General features: G+C 36.2%; 21 protein-coding genes. 10 read left to right on the top strand and 11 right to left on the bottom strand.

What is annotated here, in order from left to right; translation table 11 throughout:
- Positions 1 to 38: 38 nt before the first annotated feature.
- The 10 genes from U859_RS0125540 to U859_RS0125480 all read left to right on the top strand — a co-directional run bounded on the left by U859_RS0125540 (position 39) and on the right by U859_RS0125480 (position 12,777).
- Positions 39 to 5,207 (top strand): Eco57I restriction-modification methylase domain-containing protein, encoded by a 5,169-nt coding sequence (locus U859_RS0125540; RefSeq protein ID WP_025146090.1) that lies wholly within the window; start codon positions 39 to 41, stop codon positions 5,205 to 5,207.
- 274 nt (positions 5,208 to 5,481) lie between these two features.
- Positions 5,482 to 5,976 (top strand): PRTRC system protein E, encoded by a 495-nt coding sequence (locus U859_RS0125535; RefSeq protein WP_025146089.1) that lies wholly within the window; start codon positions 5,482 to 5,484, stop codon positions 5,974 to 5,976.
- Positions 5,977 to 5,980: 4 nt separating this feature from the next.
- Positions 5,981 to 6,199 carry a PRTRC system protein C gene (locus U859_RS0125530; RefSeq protein ID WP_025146088.1) on the top strand — a complete coding sequence of 73 codons (219 nt, stop codon included), beginning with the start codon at positions 5,981 to 5,983 and terminating at the stop codon, positions 6,197 to 6,199.
- A gap of 40 nt (positions 6,200 to 6,239) precedes the next feature.
- A complete protein-coding gene (locus tag U859_RS0125520) occupies positions 6,240 to 7,301 on the top strand; it encodes a hypothetical protein (protein WP_162800046.1) in 1,062 nt (353 codons plus the stop codon).
- 2 nt (positions 7,302 to 7,303) lie between these two features.
- A complete protein-coding gene (locus U859_RS0125515) occupies positions 7,304 to 8,041 on the top strand; it encodes a hypothetical protein (RefSeq protein ID WP_025146086.1) in 738 nt (245 codons plus the stop codon).
- Positions 8,041 to 8,811 (top strand): PRTRC system ThiF family protein, encoded by a 771-nt coding sequence (locus tag U859_RS0125510; RefSeq protein WP_025146085.1) that lies wholly within the window; start codon positions 8,041 to 8,043, stop codon positions 8,809 to 8,811. Before U859_RS0125515 ends, U859_RS0125510 begins: the two co-directional genes overlap by 1 nt.
- Positions 8,812 to 9,205: 394 nt before the next feature.
- A complete protein-coding gene (locus U859_RS0125500) occupies positions 9,206 to 9,622 on the top strand; it encodes a DUF6876 family protein (protein ID WP_025146084.1) in 417 nt (138 codons plus the stop codon).
- Entirely contained in the window at positions 9,619 to 11,745 is a 2,127-nt protein-coding gene (gene topB / locus U859_RS0125495; RefSeq protein ID WP_025146083.1) for a type IA DNA topoisomerase, read from the top strand. The genes U859_RS0125500 and topB overlap by 4 nt, the downstream gene beginning before the upstream one ends.
- A gap of 16 nt (positions 11,746 to 11,761) precedes the next feature.
- Positions 11,762 to 12,169: a hypothetical protein gene (locus U859_RS0125490; protein ID WP_025146082.1), complete on the top strand. Its 408-nt coding sequence runs from the start codon at positions 11,762 to 11,764 to the stop codon at positions 12,167 to 12,169.
- Positions 12,170 to 12,522: 353 nt separating this feature from the next.
- Entirely contained in the window at positions 12,523 to 12,777 is a 255-nt protein-coding gene (locus U859_RS0125480) for a hypothetical protein (protein ID WP_162800045.1), read from the top strand.
- Positions 12,778 to 12,786: 9 nt separating this feature from the next.
- On the opposite strand, the gene U859_RS0125475 is transcribed toward U859_RS0125480, so the two are convergent.
- From U859_RS0125475 to U859_RS0125415, 11 genes are all read right to left on the bottom strand, one after another.
- Positions 12,787 to 13,728 (bottom strand): zeta toxin family protein, encoded by a 942-nt coding sequence (locus U859_RS0125475; RefSeq protein WP_025146079.1) that lies wholly within the window; start codon positions 13,726 to 13,728, stop codon positions 12,787 to 12,789.
- The gene (locus U859_RS0125470) at positions 13,721 to 14,050 is read right to left on the bottom strand and encodes a hypothetical protein (RefSeq protein ID WP_025146078.1); all 330 of its coding nucleotides are present in this window, start codon (positions 14,048 to 14,050) and stop codon (positions 13,721 to 13,723) included. The genes U859_RS0125475 and U859_RS0125470 overlap by 8 nt, the downstream gene beginning before the upstream one ends.
- A gap of 35 nt (positions 14,051 to 14,085) precedes the next feature.
- Positions 14,086 to 14,349: a hypothetical protein gene (locus U859_RS0125465; protein WP_162800044.1), complete on the bottom strand. Its 264-nt coding sequence runs from the start codon at positions 14,347 to 14,349 to the stop codon at positions 14,086 to 14,088.
- Between the two features lie 657 nt (positions 14,350 to 15,006).
- Entirely contained in the window at positions 15,007 to 15,444 is a 438-nt protein-coding gene (locus U859_RS0125455) for a helix-turn-helix domain-containing protein (protein WP_025146075.1), read from the bottom strand.
- Positions 15,445 to 15,546: 102 nt separating this feature from the next.
- Positions 15,547 to 16,095 (bottom strand): hypothetical protein, encoded by a 549-nt coding sequence (locus U859_RS0125450; RefSeq protein WP_025146074.1) that lies wholly within the window; start codon positions 16,093 to 16,095, stop codon positions 15,547 to 15,549.
- A 22-nt stretch (positions 16,096 to 16,117) separates the two neighbouring features.
- Positions 16,118 to 16,510: a hypothetical protein gene (locus U859_RS0125445; protein ID WP_162800043.1), complete on the bottom strand. Its 393-nt coding sequence runs from the start codon at positions 16,508 to 16,510 to the stop codon at positions 16,118 to 16,120.
- An 18-nt stretch (positions 16,511 to 16,528) separates the two neighbouring features.
- Positions 16,529 to 16,747 (bottom strand): hypothetical protein, encoded by a 219-nt coding sequence (locus U859_RS0125440; protein ID WP_025146072.1) that lies wholly within the window; start codon positions 16,745 to 16,747, stop codon positions 16,529 to 16,531.
- A 129-nt stretch (positions 16,748 to 16,876) separates the two neighbouring features.
- Positions 16,877 to 17,569, bottom strand: coding sequence for a hypothetical protein (locus U859_RS0125435; RefSeq protein ID WP_025146071.1), 693 nt, complete (start codon positions 17,567 to 17,569; stop codon positions 16,877 to 16,879).
- 85 nt (positions 17,570 to 17,654) lie between these two features.
- Positions 17,655 to 18,230 carry a hypothetical protein gene (locus U859_RS0125430; RefSeq protein ID WP_025146070.1) on the bottom strand — a complete coding sequence of 192 codons (576 nt, stop codon included), beginning with the start codon at positions 18,228 to 18,230 and terminating at the stop codon, positions 17,655 to 17,657.
- Between the two features lie 27 nt (positions 18,231 to 18,257).
- A complete protein-coding gene (locus tag U859_RS0125425) occupies positions 18,258 to 18,584 on the bottom strand; it encodes a hypothetical protein (RefSeq protein WP_025146069.1) in 327 nt (108 codons plus the stop codon).
- 239 nt (positions 18,585 to 18,823) lie between these two features.
- The gene (locus tag U859_RS0125415; RefSeq protein WP_025146067.1) at positions 18,824 to 19,225 is read right to left on the bottom strand and encodes a hypothetical protein; all 402 of its coding nucleotides are present in this window, start codon (positions 19,223 to 19,225) and stop codon (positions 18,824 to 18,826) included.
- Between the last annotated feature and the right edge of the window lie 66 nt (positions 19,226 to 19,291).

Genomic DNA, 19,291 nt, shown 5'->3' with positions numbered 1-19,291 from the left:
AAAAGACTGTTCTTTTTATTTTACTATACCCAAGCCCGATGGCATTTAATAAAAATCTAGTAATCCAGGATAACCTGGCCGCTATATCATTAGCATTCGATATCCACAGAAACACCCCAAGAAAAGAAACCATTTCAGAGCAAATTAAGATACTTAACCGGTATCGAGGTTTTGGTGGTATAAAAGAAGTCTTACTTTCTGATGATCCAACCCAATGGTCTAAATCCTCCCTCAACTTATTTGAACATAAAAAAAAACTGGACCAACTTTGTGTCCAGATGGATTCATTTAACAAGGTACAAGCTGGTACTTTCTATGATAGTATAAGAAATAGTGTTTTAAGTGCTTTCTTTACTCCAGAATCTATTACGAACATCATTGCCGAAACAGTAATCGCGAATTTTAAACCGAAGTTGATTTTGGAACCATCAGCAGGATCCGGAGCATTCATCGATTCTATTTTAGAAACTGAAGGTAGCGCTATAAGTAATAAACAGATTTATGCGGTCGAAAAAGATCAGCTCACCGCTTCAATTCTAAAAGCCAAGTACATTATCAAGGGACTTTATAAACCTGGTGCAAACGGAACTACGCCTGTCAACTTATTTACAGGTGGTTTTGAGAAACATGCAAACAGTATGGAATTCTTCAAAAACCGGTTCGATCTTTCAATGTCAAATATTCCTTTCGGTGACGCTAAAGTTTTTGATGAAAAGTACCTGAAGGATAAAAGGCCTATCGTCAAACAATCAACAAACCGGATACACAATTACTTTTTTGTTAAGAATCTTGACATGTTAAAAGATAAAGGGTTTCTTGCTTTTATTGTAACCGCCTCCTTCCTGAATAGCCCAGGGAATGAAAGTATCCGTAAATTCATGCTTAGTAAAGCTGATATTGTAAGTGTTACAAGGTTTCCGAACAAATTATTCAATGAACATGCCGGAACCGAGGTTTCATCTGATTTAATTGTTCTTCAAAAGAATGACAAAAAACTAAACCTGTCCAATGAAGATTTGCTTTTGGCGAGTACGGAAAATGATACTCGGTACGGAAATGTAAACTCTTATTTCAATTTCTACCAGGAAAATAATAACTACATAGCAGATGAGGTAAAGTTAGGTACCGACCTATATGGTAAGGCTGCTGCCTTATTAGAATTTAGTGGAACTGTGGAACAGATCGCAGATCTGTTGGGTGCAAAGCTTAATTATGACTTTACCAAGTTCAAAGCAAAAAGTCAGCATATTTCTTTAGATCTTTTTGCCCAGGCACAGGATAACCCTAATCCGGTGAAAAAAGCAACTGCCGGCTTACAATTTGATCTTTTTAACCCTATCCTCGAATTGGGAAATTCAAGGGATGCTGTATTCTCAGGCCAGATCAAACCCTGGTATTCCGATGGTGTTCTAATTCTTCAGGATGGAAAACCCGGCCATCTAAAAAAAGACGATTTATTTGAAGGTAAAACCACCTTTTCTCCATTAGATACAAAGATAAACCCTGACCATGCAAAAGCATATATTGAACTGAGGGACGCGTTCAACGAATTATATGATTTTGAAAAACAAAAACAAATTGAGAATCCTGAATTAAGAGATAAGGCAGCTGGTCTGTACCAGTTTTATTTTGAGAATTATGGTAGACTAAACGATAGAAGAAGTAAAGCCCTAATAAATTATGATCAGCTTTCCTCGCAGAGTTATGCGATGGAGAAAAGATCTGTTAACGAGAATAAGGAATTTATTTATGTACCTGCAGATCTATTCAGTCATCCCGTCGCATTTAGTTCTTCTACATTTAAGACTATTTCACCACTCGATGCACTTTTCCTCTCAGTAAATAGTCTTAATAAAGTCGATCTTGATTTCATTAAGTTACACTCCGGGGTTAATGATTCTGATCAACTTTTAAAACAGCTTAAAGGATTTATATATTATGATTTTAAGAAGTCAGAATTCCAATATAAAGATGCTTTTTTGAGTGGAAATATAAATGAAAAGTTAAATTATTATCAATCTAACTTCCCCAGGATTTCACTAAATGATATTTCTACACCAGAAGGTGAGGGGTATTCTGAACTTCTGAAGGTTTTACCGAAAAAAATACAGTTTGAAGAACTAGACTTCAACCTTGGAGAAAGATGGCTCGATAAAAAGTATTATGAAGAGTTTGCAAGTAAGCTTTTTGAAGAAGATATCAAGGTTGTTTATCTTAAAGGATCTGATACATTCAAGGCTGAAAAGAAATATGGCGGCTCCAATTCAATTATTGATGAGGCTTATGCAGTAAGAACGGAAAGCGGAAAGTTTGATGGACTTCAATTACTTGAATATGGATTAGTATCTAATTCTCCTTATCTAACTCGTATAGTGGGTTACAACCTGGATGGAAATCCAGTTCGTGCCGCTGATCACGAGGGCATGAGAAAGGTTGCCCTAAAAATAGAAGAAATTACAAACCGATTTGGCGAGTTTATGGCTGCCTTATCAAATCAGGAAAAGGACCACATTGCAGGTAATTATAACGCTAAGTTCAACTGTTTTTCAACTCATAGGTCAAATGGCGAGCATTTACAGTTCAAAGGGCTAGAAAACTTTATACCAAATCAGCATCAAAAGGATGCAGCCTGGAAACTGGTATTAAATGGCGGAGGTATCTGTGATCACCCAGTTGGAGCAGGTAAATCATTAATTATGGCATTACAGACACAAAAAATGAGAGAAATTGGTTTTGCAAAAAAACCTATGATCGCTTGTTTAAAAGCTAATGCCGCTGATGTTGCTAAAGACTATATAAAGGCCTTTCCTGATGCTAAAGTTCTTTTTCCCGGCGACGCAGATTTCACAAAGGCAAAAAGACTAAGCTTTCTTAATATGATCAAAAATAATGATTGGGATTGTGTTATTGTAACACATGAGCAGTTTGGCATGATCCCACAACCAAAAGATATTCAAGAAGCTTTACTTTCCAGAGAATTGAAACAGGTTCAAGAAGATATAGAGTTAGTTAAGCAAGAAGGTGGGGAAGTAAGCAAGGCTATGCTCAAAGGGTTGGTAAAACGTGAGGCAAATCTCATTGTTAAACTCGAAACAGTAATCGCGTCTTTAAAAAAAGATACTGATATCCCCGATTTTAGGGACTTAGGTATCGACCATCTCGCGGTAGACGAATCCCACGAATTCAAAAATTTAGCTTTCACTACACGTCATGGTCGTGTTGCCGGTTTAGGTAACACCTTTGGTTCCCAGAGATCTTTTAATATGCTCGTTGCTGCCAGGACGCTCCAGGCTCACCACGGAGCAGATAAAGGGATTTCCTTTTACTCAGGAACAACCATATCTAATTCGCTTACCGAACTATATAACATATTCAAATATATTGCCCCTGAAACCTTAGAAAAACAAAATATCTACAACTTTGATAGCTGGGCCAGTGTATTTACAAAAAAATCCACTGAATATGAGGTATCTGTAACCAACCAGCTCATTATGAAAGAGCGATTCCGAACTTTTATTAAAGTCCCGGAGCTTTGCTCGCTTTATAGCAAAATTACCCATTTCATATCCCAAAAAGACCTAAAGATCGAAAGACCGGATAATGTTGTTAAACTTGTAAATATACCACTAACAAAGGATCAGGAACAGTTTTCTCAAAACCTGATTGAATTTGCACAAAATGGAGATGCTACACTAATTCATCGGCATGAACTTACCGAGGGAGAAAAAACTGCAAAAATGCTTATTGCTACAAATACGGCAAGAAACATGGCCGTAGATATGAGGCTTGTAGCTCCTTTTTACAGTGATGATCCCGGCAGTAAATTATCTGTAGCGGCTAAAAACATAAGTGACTGGTATCAAAAATCAGACTTTTGTAAAGGAACCCAGCTTGTGTTTTGCGATCTTGGTACTCCAGGTAAATCTGACAGATTTAATGTTTATGCGGAGCTAAAAAGAAAGTTAGTTGAAGATTACAATATCCCAGCAAATGAAATTGCATTTGTACATGATGCTAAGACTGACAGAGCTCGCCAGGCAATGTTTCAAAAAGTCCGTTCTGGAGAACTCCGTGTATTTTTTGGATCTACAAAGAAAATGGGAACCGGAACTAATGTTCAGACAAAAGTTGTTGCCATGCATGACCTAAATGTTCCATGGACGCCAAAGGATCTTGAACAAAGGCATGGTCGCGGACCCCGACAAGGAAATGAAGTTGCTAAATTGCATTTTGATAACAAAGTTCACACTTATGTTTACGCGGTAGATAGAAGTTTGGATGCTTATGGTTTCAATCTACTTCGTAATAAGCAACTTTTTATCGACCAGGTTAAAAACAATACACTTTCAGTCAGAACTGTTGATGAAGGTGCCCTAGACGAAAGCTCTGGTCTTCCATTCAAAGAATATGTGGCTGTTCTATCCGGTAATACAGATTTATTGGAAAAGCTTAAGCTGGATAAAAAAATTGCAGGACTGGAGGCAGAAAAAAAATCTTTTACAGCTGGTCAAATAGATCTAGAGTGGAAATTAAAACAGATGAAAGAGCATGTTCTTAAGACTGAAAAAGTATTTAAATCATTAAATGAGGATTCAAAAACATACTCAGCACAACTTAAAATCGATAGTAAAACCGGTGCAAAGATGAATCCCATTTCTATCCAAGGCCGTCAGTTTGCCAAATCTGATGAGGCAGGTCTTGCAATATTGGATATCTACAAGCAAGCAAAATCAAATGGATTAGTTTTGCCAACCAAGATTGGTGAGCTTTATGGATTTGACCTATACATCAAAAAGAATAATATGGGTAATGACTATGAAATGTTCGGAAAACGAAATTTTGTTGAATATACATACTCTAATGGCCTGCCTAATGAAAACCTGGCATTAGCAGCAAGGTATTTTTTAAATGCGATAGAAAAATGTAATGGTCTTGCACAAAATTACAAGGCAAAACTTGCAAATGAATATAAGGATATCAATCTATTAGAGAATCAGAAGGGTCGAACCTGGGACAAAATAGACACTTTAAGAAAACTTAAAGCCGATGCCAACATGCTTGAAAATCGTATTATCAATTCAATAAATAAAACTTCTGAAACAAATGGTTCAATACTCAAAGACCAAAAGCAGCAAAACGAGCAATCGAAGGAAATCGTTAACATCAATTTCGATAAAGTGAATAAACAAAACATGAAGATAAATTAAAAGTTGGGGCGTTTCTGAAAAGAAACCAGGCTATCCGCTTGTACTCCTCGTTCCTGTGGGGTACCGCTTCTATCCTTTTGCCAGGCAGTCAGAAATGACTGCCTTTTTTTTTAAAATATGTTGGTCATCAAATAAATGAAAGGGAAATGAAATAAAAACCAAAACAAAATTATATTGTATTTGTGCTCATATATGAGTACATTTATACTATGAAACAATGACGGAAGGGCCTTAACAAAGCTTTTCTGACTAGATATTTATTAAAATTTTTTATATGAATTTTTTCGCCCAATTACAGAAACTTAACCTAAGCGCTGAATGTACTTTTAAGGTTACCCAAACTGGGGATACCTTTCAGGTTATCGTTTTTATTTCAAATCAAGACAATATTGATAAAGCAGCGCACCATATTCCTCCACTTGTTTTAAGCGGTACAGCTGAGGAATTGGATAACGGATTAATCAACGCTATATCCGAACCACTAACTGTGGTAGATACTCTATTGCTCAATATGGTTTCTTTCACAAAGAGTGTGGAGAGAGCTAAAGAAGAAAGCGCAATTGTCAAAGCATCTAAGGCAGCTGAGGCAGAAAACAAAAAACAGTGGGACGCTCTACATAACAAAATAAAGGAGCTTACAGCAAATGCAGATTATGAACAGGCTTATGCTCTACTGCCTAACCCCGATAAGTTCCCTTCCAATGCAGAGGATATCCAAAAATTAAAGCAAGAACTGGAATTCAAGAAAAACACATTAACCCTTTTTTAATAATATGCTACTTAAAACCCTACTTCCCCGAATTTTTGTCTTCAAACTTGAAGGAAAAGAAGAAACATTAGAAGACCCAAATCCAGCATTTACAACGCAGGCCGTATTGAATTTTTATGCAAACAATTTCCCAATTCTTACTACAGCTAAGATCGAAGGCCCCACTATTGAAAAAGATAAAATTAAATACACATTTACAACCACTTTAGGAACAAAGGGATGAAAAAATCTAAGATTGTCAGTCTACCAAATTCAGAAACATTATGTATCAAATATCAATCAATTCTAACTTTCAGCAGCCAGTTAGATCACGCAAGAGACGCTCAGGAAGTACTTCGGGAAAGAAAGAAAACAGCACCCATAAACCTGTTGGAAATGGTTTTCTGAATCATTCATTTCATACTATTTCACCACTGCCCCCCATTTTAATGGACAGGGCAAAGGTGGAATCATCAATAGAAAATAACATCAAAAATTTTAATGCAACATTTACAGCCGATATATCCCTCTCTAAAACCCACACCTATCCCCAAAATATCAATAATGCTCTTAATGATATTAAATCTTTTTTGTCAAGTCATAATGATAACTATGTGGTTAGACTGGTGGAGCATAAAAACGATGTGGCCATCGAAATTCAAAAGGAAATTTCGATAAATAATACACTATACTTTATTGATGTATCACCATACTACCGCCTCAAAGAAAAAAAGAACTTTTCGGCCGCAAATCTTTTAATGTCAGTATTTAGTTATTTGTTTAAGGTTTGTAGGTTGGAACACTACCAACACACTTTTATCGGGGGAATTTATGAATGTTGGAGCGAATTGGAGCCAGAGGAAAATGCAGTATCAGAGATTATCCCAGATGCACTACTATACAAAAGAGACTTTGGAGCAAGGGCAGTTAACACAAAAAACCTAATGGCATTTGAAAGGCGTGTTGCAAATTACCTACCGAGCAATGAGACAGAAAAGTCATTATTAGAGGTAGCAAATAGTTTTCTTTGTTTTTATAGACAATATGGAAATTTCAACATATTCAATACCATTGTACATCCGGAAGATGTGGAGGATGATTATAATGTACTTACTCCGGATGAATATATGTCCTTTTGCTATGGTTGGACTGTTGAGCCGCATGGAGAAGAACTAATGTATATTGTTAACGATCATTTACAGGAAAAAACGGAGATCGCATTGCCCTGCGAGGAACCTCATTTATTTGATCAACCGCATACAATCATAAATAATTTCAATACCCTATACGTAAAACAATATTTCAGATTATTAAATGATCTGGCCGAAACACTTGAAAACCTTTAATTATGTCAAGAGATCTATCAACCCATATCAATAAAAAATACACACCGTTTAAAGCTTTTTTAATACATAAAACTGAGGATCGTGAAGATGTTTATATCGAGAGTTATGATATTAATGAAAAAGGCAAGCCCGTAAATGCTCATCCCCTAACCATTCAGGAATGTACAGAGCTGGCGTTATGTTTACAGTCAGGAGAACTTGCAAACAATTTTCTTACCCCAAAAGGTTTGCTCCCTAAAAATATATTAAAAGTAAATAACCATGCCCATAAGTCCTATGTGATATGGTACACCGAACCACAGAATGTTCAGCTCAACTTTACCGAATTACTTGAAATACCTAATGGTAGAGCAAATGTCCCATCACTACTTTGGAAAGCCAGTAAAAACTATTTAAGTGTGTATGCATTACATTTAACACCTAAAGGATCACCAGTTCTTTCAACCCCCCTCTATCAAGCACCATTCTTTAATATTTATGATCAAAGTGTAGTAAGGGATGGGAATGTATGCATGGGTAACGTCGACTTAGATTTTGTTAAAACCAGTTCACTGGAAGAATTCATAGAGGGTTGGGAGAGTGCTTTTTGGAACAGTAGTTTTTCCCACATGAACAGATCAGTTAGTCCTATCAAATCAAATATTGTAGAGTTTTGGAAAAGTCACATCGGTGTTGACACCCCATTTCCCTTATCAGAGTTAAAATCAGAAAATATCACTATTAAAACGCTAATCGATTAATGATGAAGAAAAAAGTACACTTTATATCACCAAGACTATATAATGCCTTGAACCCTGTTAAAATTGCTCTGATCGGTGTTGGCGGAACAGGTAGCCACATGCTAACCTGTTTATCGAAAATAAACCATGCGCTTCTCCAGTTAGAACATGCCGGTTTACAAGTTACAGTCTTTGATGACGATTTGGTTTCCGAATCGAATATCGGAAGGCAGCTATTTTCTGCGAGTGAAATTGGGCTAAATAAAGGTATTGCACTAGTCAATAGAATAAACAGGTTCTTTGGTACGGGATGGAAAGCCCAGGAAACTAAATTTCCCATCAAGTCCCTTAGCAATTATGATTTCATTATTTCCTGTGTAGATAATGTAAAAACAAGATTAGATATTTCTGTGGAGTGGAAAAACACTGTTAATTTTAAAACTCCATTATATTGGATGGATTTTGGAAATTCAAAGAAAACTGGACAGGTTATTCTTTCATCGATATCAAATATTAAACAGCCCGATTCAGATCAGTTTGAGCCGATCAGCCGTCTTCCACTTATCACCGAAGATTATCCTACTCTTTTACAGCAGTCAGAAGTTGCTGATGATGCCCCAAGCTGCTCATTAGCGGAAGCCCTGGAAAAACAAGATCTATTCATTAACCCAGCACTGGCCAATTTTGGATCGTCGATTTTATGGTCGATGTTTAGAGAAGGTATTGTTGATAAACGCGGCTGTTTCATGAACCTAGATTCCTTGGTAACACAGCCGATTCCTGTAAATTAAAAAAATTGGGCCCCTACGGGGCCTTTTCTATTAAAGTTAATTTTATACTTCTCTACAAACCTTATGCTCCCACGCCTTTAAGGATTGGTTAATCAATTGTTTTTCTTTTATGTTTTATAACTTATTAAAGAAAAACAATTTAACGTTGCAACCCCGGTACGTTAATTTTTTTCACCTGGTTAACACCAACCTCAAAAATCCACTTCCGGGCTACAACTTTAACCAGGTTGTTTACGGCCCACCCTCCAGCGCTCATCATCTAGATAGCCAACATTTGGCATAATAATTTAAATCAAAGGGGAAAAAAATAAAAAAAAACACATAATAATTTTGTATTTGTGCTCATATATGAGTACATTTAAATTAGTTTTCAAACCCATAAAAAATTTAAATTATGTTACAAACAAGCATTAACCTTAACAAAGAATTTGCCTCATTTGTCACTCAGTACAAAAAAGGCGATACACAGTATTATATACCCACTTTTAGGCAGTATTTTTATACACAGGGAATTAGGGATATCATGCAGAACTATGAGCTATATGACCTATTGGAAATAGTTTTCCCCTTTCTGGAGACTAACCCCCTGGTGTCTCCTTATCCTATACAGGTAAATGTATCCCGTGTACCTGATCATGCTCTTAATTACTGTGTCGTGATTACAGACCATAATGATACGATATTGTATCAAAAGAGGTTTTTAATGCATGTACGTGAATTTGACTCTTTGGAATTAATCCTTTCAATAAACAGACTAAGCCTTCCTGAAGAGATTGGCCATTTAAAAACATCTCAAACCATTTATCAATGATTACAGTAATTGCAGAAAAACCTTCGGTAGCGAAAGATCTTGCCCGAATAATGGGAGCAACACAAAGTGCAGAAGGACACATTAAAGGCAAGAATATTGCCTTCACCTGGGCCTATGGTCACCTGATTCAATTGGCAATGCCGGACGCTTATGGCTTTAGTTCCTTTTCTGATCTTTCTCAACTACCAATGATACCCAGTAAATTCAAACTGGTGCCAAAGCAGGTAAAAAAAGGTAAAGATTATATTGATGAGCCTGGTGCAAAAAAGCAGCTCAACATAATCAAGTCTTTACTAAAAGAATCCACTAAGATCATAGTGGCCACAGATGCAGGGAGAGAGGGAGAACTGATCTTTAGGTATATTTATGAATATCTTGGTTGTACCCTCCCATTTGAGCGATTATGGATATCATCTCAAACGGATGAAGCTGTCCTAAGCGGCTTTAACACACTTCAACCAGGAACAAATTACGACACACTTTATTACGCTGCCAAATGTAGAAGCGAGGCGGACTGGCTGATTGGATTAAATGCCACCAGGGCTCTTAGTGGAGCTGCAAATACAAATAAGACATTATCCATTGGTCGAGTACAAACTCCCACACTTGCGATGGTGTGTAAACGATATATCGATCATTCCGATTTTAAAGTTTCGGATTATTACAAAATTTCAATCACCTGCAACAAGAATGGGGTTGATTTCTCACTGCAGAGTAAAGAAGATTATGAGCAAATTGACCAGGTTAACAAAATCAAAGCTTCAATTGATCATTTAAAAATTTGTAAGGTTGTCGAGGCCGAGCATAAATCTAAAATAGAGAATCCACCGAAACTCTATGATCTAACCTCTCTCCAGAGAGAGGCTAGTCGGAAGCTTAATTTCAATCCGGATCAAACCTTGCAGATTGCCCAGACTCTTTATGAAGGTAAGCTGATAACATATCCCAGGACTGGATCAAGTTACATTGGTGAAGATGTTTTCAAAACGGTTCCTTCCCTTATTGATAAGCTAATTAAATTGCCCCACTATTCGACTGCAGGGAAAAATATAAACTTGAATGAGCTTAACAAGGGCTCGGTGAATGATAACAAGGTTACTGATCACCATGCACTCCTGCCCACTAACCAGAGTTTTGACCGGTCATCATTAAAGTCTGATCAACTTGCCCTGTATGACCTGATTGTATTTAGGTTTTTAGAATCCTTTGCTCCAAAATGTGTGAAGTCTGTTTACTCCGTCATTATTGAATCTGCAGGTGTTGATTTTAGGGTATCATCCGTTAAAACGATAAGTGCAGGGTGGCGTGGAATCCAAAATGAACCAGTGAATAACATCGATGAAGACGAACAATTTGTTAGTTCCATTCCGGAACTTGATAAAGGTGAAACTTTAGCAATTAACAACACCTCGATACTCAGTAAAAAAACCAAACCAAAACCATTATTGACAATGGATACCCTGCTCGAAATGATGGAGAACTGTGGTAGAAAGATAGAGGATGAACAACAACGGGAAGCCATGAAAGACCTTGGCCTTGGTACACCAGCAACGAGGGCAGCAATCATCACAACCTTATTTACTAGGGAATATGTCACCACCGTCAAAAAGAATTCGATAATTCCAACAGCTTTGGGGCTTTCCGTTTATAACCTGATTAAGGATAAGCCGGTAGGAAATCCGGTGCTTACAGGACATTGGGAACAGAAGTTGGAAGAAATCAGGATCGGTAAGTATCCGGCACAAAGTTTTATGAAAGCAATCCATGATTATACAAATGATATCACCAAAGGACTACTTTCACTTAATACGGAACAAAGTAAAAGTCTTGAATCGGCAGTAAACGCAGACAAGGTAATTTGTCCTAAATGCAAAAAAGGCTTTATCAGGATCAATGATAAAGTAGCCAGCTGCAGTGAACAAAACTCTGGATGCGAATTTAAGATCTTCCGAACAATCGCAAGTAAAAAAATAAATGATGCTCAATTAAATTCTTTACTAACTAAAGGGAAAACAGGATTAATTAAGGGATTCTCAGGTAAAAACCAAAAAACATTCGATGCAGCACTATCGCTTAAATCTGACTTCACTGTTGAATTCATTTTTCCAAAAACAAATAAATAAGCCCTGGACAAAACTGATGAAATATATTGAGTTCAAATCATTAGAAGATGCAGTAAAAGTATTACTGTTGGCCTATAAAAACAAAGCAATATTTTTTAGGCTCATAAATTCCCATCCCCTTCCAACATTAAATGTTGTGTTAATGGCTGATAAATTGTCACAGGTTCAGTTAGAAAGCTTGACAAAGAATATCGCCAGTACTATAAAACCATCTAGGTCGATAGGTATAGTAATGAAGGCTACAGCTTTCTGTAGCGAGAGCTTCGAAGAAAGAGATTACCTGGTCAATTATTACCCTTACCAATGGGATGATGCATTAAACATCCCCATAGAGTTAAAGAATAAACTTAGGGACGGTATCGATGTTACGGTTGTTAAACATGCCGTTCTGCTGCCCAAAAAAAACATCACAAAAAAATTATAAGACTATAATATAATGGACGAATTGCAGGAATCTATAAAGGAGAAATTAAAAAAGGAAAATTTGACCTGGGCTAAAATGGCCGAAGCATGTAATTATCAGAGCAGGAGCGGTTTCAGATCTACATTTTTTAGATGGTTGAGCAAGGCTGATAATGCCCTCAGAAAGATCGGCTATCAGCTGGTTATTGTTAAAATCAACGATGCATCCAAATAGATGCTATCCTGGCTTTTCATAATTGGTGTTTTGTCATTGCGAACATATATACGAGCAGCTGCTTTTGTCAAGGTTATATAAATGGCTTTGCCAACCTTGACAAAATGCTCGGATATCCTGTTGCAATAAAACCCCTTATTATGGAAAAACAAGAATTTTATCTGCACAATTCGAATACTAAGATCAGTTATGATCTAAATGAAAAAGTGATAAAAGGATCTGACCTCACGGATCAAAACAATGATCCCAGATTTTTTTCAACTTCTAAAAGAGGCTTAGCCAAAGCCTGGAAACTACTTCACGATAATTTTACTGAAGATATGAGTATGTATGAAGTTACCAGGTTATTAAGATCTGCTAATATCCGGGTTCATACGTATTGTGGGTTAGATTAATCTAACCCTTTATATTTTTGGACCAGAATTGCTCAGTTTGGCAAAATCAAGTTTTTCAATGTTATACCTGGTTAGGTCCCTTACATCATTTTTAAATTGAGCAAGATCCCCTCCGCGTTTACTGATCATTCCAACTACCTGGTCAAAACGGAATTTGAAGTATGTTTTTTCATTATCTGTAAGTGGGCGCTGCCATTCATTGTTGATGGATTCCTTAATTTTGGTGAAATCGCTGGAGGTCGGTCTATTAATACCCATTAATTGGTCAACAGAATTGTTTTTGATCTGTCCGTTCTCAAAACCGATCAGCCGGGTATAGGTAGAAATATGATCGATAGCAACATCTTTTAATATTTTTTCTATGTTTGGCTGCAGCATACTGAAATTGAGATCATGGGTGCTCATCTCTACAAACCTTCCCTTCCCATCTGATTGTACCTGGCTTTCGTACCTCAAGTGAATCCCCATTTTTGATAACTCCGGTTTAACAGCAAGAATGTGAAGTTCAATCTGATATTGATATTTTTCTTTTAAGAGCTTCATTGCATCTGTAAAGCCGGTAATATTCTTGCTGCCGAGCGTCGAGTCAAATATTATATTGTAATTATTCTTTATTGCATCCTGAAAGACTCTCTGTAACCAAATTGTGCTGTCCGCATTTACCATCACAGGAGCTTTTGCAAATTCGGTGGGATGATCCATAAGTTTTCTGTATTCAGGATGGTGGTTTCTAAGCTCATCGTTATTAATCACCACCGTTTTCGATCTGTCTACTCGTTGATCGAGGAAACGACTCAGGGCGGTTTTTCCACTTCCTGGTTGAGCACCTAAGTATAATGCTGTTGGTTGATCATTATAAACTTTACCACCGGCAAATAATTCCGGCTTGATAATATTCTCATAGATATATGAGTTTTGTTCATCGCTTAGTTTAAAATCTTCTTTAACCATTTTGCAACCTCTTTTCCAAATTCTCCATCTTTCTCAGTTCAGGACGATATTCTTCGATCGCATCTCTAAGAGCAATCAATGGCTTGGTCAAAATTGATTTTTTGATGATGTAGATTTCCTTGCTCCGTTTAATGTAATCTGAAACTTTAACTAAGTCTGGTTGTGTATCTTTCCTAAACTTTTCTGTGCTGGCCAACCTGGAGTAGACTCCTACCAGCGAAGAAAAAAGTGCTTCGAAATCTTCAGTTATAATAAATTCTTCCATTCCCAATAAATCTGACTGGGGATGTGATTTTAAGTTTTCGCTTATTTTATTTTTCATCTTGTCTTCCTTTCTATCCTATCAAAAGTAATTAATCAAATTTGCTTTTTCTCCAATATTTCATAACTCAAGCTTGTTTTCAGCTTATATGTAAAATCAGGATCTAGAATGTTTTCTATAAGGTCATGCTGATATAGGTTTTCGATTGTAATACCAAAATGCTTCAGGATATCGATAAACATTAGCGCAATGTCTTCCTTATTGGTCTGCTCACTTAAATAACCCGGAAGATTTATCCCAATTAGCGCTATAATGCTTTGACCTAACCATATCTGCTGATCCCGGTTTATTTGTGGCATTTGAAATGATATCCGATGCTTTTCGTTTATTGGTTCTATTTGTTTGCCCATTTTGATTTTATTGATTAATCCTCTGAAATGAATTTGATACTTTTTTAATGTCTTTGCCCTTCTCGATGCAGCAAGGGCATAGATAAAGTGCCGGTTCTGTTTCTGCCGTCTTATAACCTAAGTCAACAACCAGGTCACAAATAAAGCAGAAAACCTTTTTATACCATCTATGTGCATTGTCCGGTTCTTTAGTCTTATGTAGACAGTCATCGCAAATTGACCAGCTGGTAAAACATACCCTCATACCCGAATCCACTTTTGCGCTGCACCACAAACAATGCTCCTTTTTATCGTTACCCATTAGAGCCCTCACTTTTCGAGTTTTTTTCAATCTTTTGCTTTGTCCAGAGTAAAAGAATCATTGAGAGCCCGATAAATGTTGTTATTACTGAAGCTATATAATCCCTATGATAGTGGCAACAGAAGGCCGTAATAGCCGCAAGAGCGGTTAAAATGCACAATCTAATATTGGTCATCCGAGAGGTAGTTAATCTTTCTTTCATATGTAAATATTTTTAACAAATGTACTCAAATGTGAGCACAAAAACAAAAATATATTGCATAAAAAAGCCCTTTTAAAGGGCATTAATTAACTCTAAAAACCTATTAATCTTTTTTGACAATCCCTATCCTATAGCCGATCTTAGATAGGAGTGAATTTGATTTGTTGATCCACGATTCAAGGTTACGCTTAACACTACTATGGCTTTTAGCCTCCGCAATATCTCCGAACTCTCTCCAGGTTTTACCTGATCTCGCCACTGCTGCAGCAATACTGAAAACGACTTCTCTATCTTGCTTTTTGATTGTCGCATTTTTCGGAAGCTCAGCTTCAAATACATGGCTATTCTCAATGATTTGACGAAATAATTCATCTGATTTCATATTTAACAAGGGAGCTATGATCATTAGATCCTTTGCTTTCAGTTGGGTTGGATCTTCTTCAATCTTTAGCCAGGTTGGCCCCGAAATGCCACAAGCAGAATACAGTTGCTTTTGGAGAATCCCTTTTTCCTTACGCATTCTTGTAAACCAGCTTTGCATGATAACATTTCTTTGGCTGTGAAAATACAAATTGAAAGGGGGAAACACCAACTTTTGAAAAAAATAGATAAAAATAAATTTTTTTTGAATTTTTATTAAGGCTTATAAGCTCAGCCTCCTTTCATTTATTTTATTGAAGTTTAGCTGTATCAATTGCGGTTTTTCAAAATTCTTATCAATTTGTCTTATCTGTGATGTATTAAAAACTATATATTCATCATTTCCACTACCCAAATTTGAAATTATCGAATCATAACCTAAACTTCTTAATTTGTCAGCTGCATAATCAGAATGAAGTGCATCATAAAAGTCTGCGATTTCACCAAGACTAATGTCTTCGTTCAATTTTTCTAAAGCATCTTCTGGACCAATCTTTTCACCGAAGACAATCTCAATAATATCACCAGCCTGCTCTTTGATATTAAAAATACCTTCAAGCCTGAGGTCTAATGTTTTGTGCATAGTTATCTCAGCCTGAATAATCCGCTCTCCAAATAGTTTAGCATTTTCATATTTGTCCGTGAAAAATATTCCATGGATTGTATTGTTATACTCAGTGTTTTCGCCTTTTTTAATGATATCAAATTCATCAAACGTTGCATTGGTTCCGTGGTATACAATCATCCTTTTATCATAATTTTCTATATTCATAAATAAGATCGATTTCTGATTACTATTGAATTTTATTACGGCGTTTACTTCGTTGTAATTCTTCTGCCGGGGTAATTCTCCTGTAGTTGATTTCTCCATTTACAGTCGACATTTTTAACCGATCAGAATCAGGCAGGTGCAAAATTTTACCGGCATAACCCCCTATATTAATCACCAGCATATTGTTGGATTTTTCTATCGATCCAGTATATTCTTTCGTTTTACCATTATAGGTATTTTTGAAGACATATTCTTCTCCTTTTTTGTAGATTACTACCGGTGCACTAATCGAATCAGATTGAAGTGTAGATACCCAGCTCCCAGAGAATTTATCTTCCGGCATCCTCGAATCCTGGCAGGAATACAAAAATGTAGAAAGCATTAGTAAAAGTGATAATAAGATCGTGTTTTTCATTTTTGGAACGTTTAAAATTTAAGGGATAGAATTATTTATTTTTTCTGCTTTTTTTATTTCTTTATTTAGCCAGGCATTAAACATTTCCGGTAGTCTATTGCCAAAGATTGTTTTAGCTTTCTCCTTTATGTCATTTTCAATCTTAAACCCGATAACAGTTGGATTTGAGAGCTTTGGTTTTCTTCCTGATCCCTTTCTAGAGCCACCATGTCGGGTATTATTTTCTTTCTGTACCATTTTATCTTCCTGGGTTTTTGAATTTAATTACCATACGGATTCAATTTCATCCCCAATGACAAAACTACTCTTTCCTTTAAAATTTCTAAACTTTGATCCCCGATTTAATTTAATGGGAAAAAATAACTCTTAAAAATTTGATACTCTTCTGAACTCAACCAGTTCATCATGGGTAATGCCGGTTATATTTGCCTTAGCATGAAACGCTTTAATTTTCGATTCATCTGTACTCCATTTGAAAGAAAATAGATATGTACTTTTATCTGCTAACTTTACTGTAAGCTTCAAGGGGCTTCTCTTGATATCAGCCCTGGTAAGTGCAGCGATCCTCTCGCAAACCTTATTGAATTCTTTTGAACCCTTATCAACAGAATGGAATATCTGTTCGCATTTTACAAGCTGCATTGCCCTAAAATCAAAACGAGGTTTTATTTTTTTACGCTTCTTTTTTTTGGACTTAACTTCGAGATCTTTAAACATCATATCAGATTCATAGTCTGGATAATCTTTTAGAATTTCCAACATAGAAAATAAGCCCCACTTTTTGAAAGTCCGGCGGACAAAATTTTTACGACGCGTATTGTTTATCTGCAGAAGCTTTCTTTCTGCTTTATCGATGGTCAACTGAAATACCTGCTTTTTATCTTTTGCTGAAATTGCAGCTCGTATGATAATACGCATTATGGGGGTGATTTCCTGCTCTAAGGCGCTAAATAGATCGTTCCAGGAGTATTTGTGAAGATTAACAGAAAATTCGTTAATGATATCCGAAGGATCAACCTGCGGCATAATAATAGCTTTTTGTATCTCGATTGTTTTCATCTTTATTCCTATTGATTAATAGCATAAATATACAAAATAACTTTGAAAAAGTTAACTAAATCAAGATAAAATTTTTCTTTTTTTTCTAAGATTGCATCTGTTTTAGTGTTGCTGTTCTTAAATATTCCCTGTTTTGTCTTTTCTGCTCCAGTGTTTCAAATGAATTCTCTTCAATGGCCAGCAAAACATCAAGCTGGTTGTCCAAGGTTAAAGACATTATGTAACTGCCCCAGTTTGCCGAGTTGCCATATCTTTTATCCGGTAGAAATGGCATTCTGAAATCAGGTATAACCTGTTCATCAATACCATGGTTATTAAAGAATAGCATTAACGCATCGATCCAGCTTATAAACATAGGGGGATGAGAATATATACTTGCGTAGGGATGACTGTCTATTTCAGTTAGATATTCGTTATATCCATTTATCGGAATGCCCCAATGAACTAAAAATAAACCTTGTAATTCATATTCAAGATTCAAAAAGAAACTACCAAAATTATTTTCTCGACCGGACCAAGAATTAAATAGATGTTTGAATTTATCCGATGGGAGTATACTACTCAAAGCCTTTTTGTTTTTAGCCAGGCTTGCAATTTCCATCTCCCTATATTTTTTTATAAACAGCAATGTGTCTATATAATGTTGTGCTGAATTTTTCATCTTGCTTTAATTTAGATTTTATTTGGTTCACTCTTTTTCTAGTCCCAGGTCATGATCTTTAAGTATATCCGTCAGTTCCATAGTAGTTCTGCTACCAATATTACGAATTCCTTTGACTTGTTTGAGTGTAAAGGATTCTATAAATTCTTTTACACTTAGGCTTTCATCAAGACCAGTGTTTTTTACTTCTGATCTTAGGAGATCAGATATTGCATTAATTAGCCGCTTAGAGGCATTATGCTCTATTAAGAAATCAGTTAGGCAGATCCGCTGCCATTTATCGTCATGTTTGTTCTGTTCTTCGTATTGAGCCACTATCTCCAGTGCACTCAAATACTGTGTCCTGGTAATCATCAATCAGGCAATTTTGATTTTTTAATGTTCTTTGTCAGGATTACGCCCAAGTGAAACATGGTACTCGCGTTATATAACTCCTTAATCACCTTCAATCTTTTTTCAATCGAGCTTAAACTGTTCGGGTATATATTGTTGCTGACGAAAATTTCTGCTATTTCCTTCTGTGTCTTCCCAGCCTTTAAATGATCAATTATTAAGTCATCTATTTTGTTCATATTCATAAATTTAATATTAAACTAATCTATTTCAATATTCAATTTTCTCAAGGTGTCATAAACCTCTTTACTTCCCTTACTCGAAAGATTATAAATTTTTCCAAGTTCAGTTTCATCTGGAAATAAAGTGAGAAAATGATCAACTGTAAAATCACGGGGAGAAAATAATAGGATCCTGCTCCTTAGAATTTCGATCTCAATGTGCTTGTAAATCGCATTATATGTTCGAAGTGAAACCCGGTCCTTTATAATATCAAAAAAACATCGACCACCGGCAAGGTCTATCCCGGACAATTTCTTCTGCTGTAGGTCCGAGGAATATTTAACCATAACCCTGATCTGGTCATGGTACCTTTCTACAATACGCAGGGCACTTGTATAATCTTCGTATGTTACCAGGTTTTCAAAATGAGGAACTTCCATCTCGTGCTTATTGGTTAGTTGTGAAAAAAATCTGCAGGAGTTAAATCGAAGAAGTCAATAAACACT

Origin of the sequence: Pedobacter jeongneungensis (genome assembly GCF_000633455.1) — a bacterium.
Lineage (GTDB): Bacteria > Bacteroidota > Bacteroidia > Sphingobacteriales > Sphingobacteriaceae > Pedobacter > Pedobacter jeongneungensis_A.
This window is presented reverse-complemented; position numbering and strand designations above follow the sequence as displayed.

Bases quoted from the DNA above. Each gene is read 5' to 3' on its own strand.
- topB (WP_025146083.1), top strand. From the start codon at position 9,619: ATGATTACAGTAATTGCAGAAAAACCTTCGGTAGCGAAAGATCTTGCC.
- U859_RS0125450 (WP_025146074.1), bottom strand. From the start codon at position 16,095: ATGAATATAGAAAATTATGATAAAAGGATGATTGTATACCACGGAACC.
- U859_RS0125515 (WP_025146086.1), top strand. From the start codon at position 7,304: ATGTCAAGAGATCTATCAACCCATATCAATAAAAAATACACACCGTTT.
- U859_RS0125535 (WP_025146089.1), top strand. From the start codon at position 5,482: ATGAATTTTTTCGCCCAATTACAGAAACTTAACCTAAGCGCTGAATGT.
- U859_RS0125520 (WP_162800046.1), top strand. From the start codon at position 6,240: ATGTATCAAATATCAATCAATTCTAACTTTCAGCAGCCAGTTAGATCA.
- U859_RS0125470 (WP_025146078.1), bottom strand. From the start codon at position 14,050: ATGAAAAATAAAATAAGCGAAAACTTAAAATCACATCCCCAGTCAGAT.
- U859_RS0125430 (WP_025146070.1), bottom strand. From the start codon at position 18,230: ATGAAAAATTCAGCACAACATTATATAGACACATTGCTGTTTATAAAA.
- U859_RS0125415 (WP_025146067.1), bottom strand. From the start codon at position 19,225: ATGGAAGTTCCTCATTTTGAAAACCTGGTAACATACGAAGATTATACA.
- U859_RS0125445 (WP_162800043.1), bottom strand. From the start codon at position 16,510: ATGAAAAACACGATCTTATTATCACTTTTACTAATGCTTTCTACATTT.
- U859_RS0125540 (WP_025146090.1), top strand. From the start codon at position 39: ATGGCATTTAATAAAAATCTAGTAATCCAGGATAACCTGGCCGCTATA.
- U859_RS0125455 (WP_025146075.1), bottom strand. From the start codon at position 15,444: ATGCAAAGCTGGTTTACAAGAATGCGTAAGGAAAAAGGGATTCTCCAA.
- U859_RS0125475 (WP_025146079.1), bottom strand. From the start codon at position 13,728: ATGGTTAAAGAAGATTTTAAACTAAGCGATGAACAAAACTCATATATC.
- U859_RS0125510 (WP_025146085.1), top strand. From the start codon at position 8,041: ATGATGAAGAAAAAAGTACACTTTATATCACCAAGACTATATAATGCC.
- U859_RS0125480 (WP_162800045.1), top strand. From the start codon at position 12,523: ATGGAAAAACAAGAATTTTATCTGCACAATTCGAATACTAAGATCAGT.
- U859_RS0125465 (WP_162800044.1), bottom strand. From the start codon at position 14,349: ATGCCACAAATAAACCGGGATCAGCAGATATGGTTAGGTCAAAGCATT.
- U859_RS0125530 (WP_025146088.1), top strand. From the start codon at position 5,981: ATGCTACTTAAAACCCTACTTCCCCGAATTTTTGTCTTCAAACTTGAA.
- U859_RS0125435 (WP_025146071.1), bottom strand. From the start codon at position 17,569: ATGAAAACAATCGAGATACAAAAAGCTATTATTATGCCGCAGGTTGAT.
- U859_RS0125500 (WP_025146084.1), top strand. From the start codon at position 9,206: ATGTTACAAACAAGCATTAACCTTAACAAAGAATTTGCCTCATTTGTC.
- U859_RS0125490 (WP_025146082.1), top strand. From the start codon at position 11,762: ATGAAATATATTGAGTTCAAATCATTAGAAGATGCAGTAAAAGTATTA.
- U859_RS0125440 (WP_025146072.1), bottom strand. From the start codon at position 16,747: ATGGTACAGAAAGAAAATAATACCCGACATGGTGGCTCTAGAAAGGGA.
- U859_RS0125425 (WP_025146069.1), bottom strand. From the start codon at position 18,584: ATGATTACCAGGACACAGTATTTGAGTGCACTGGAGATAGTGGCTCAA.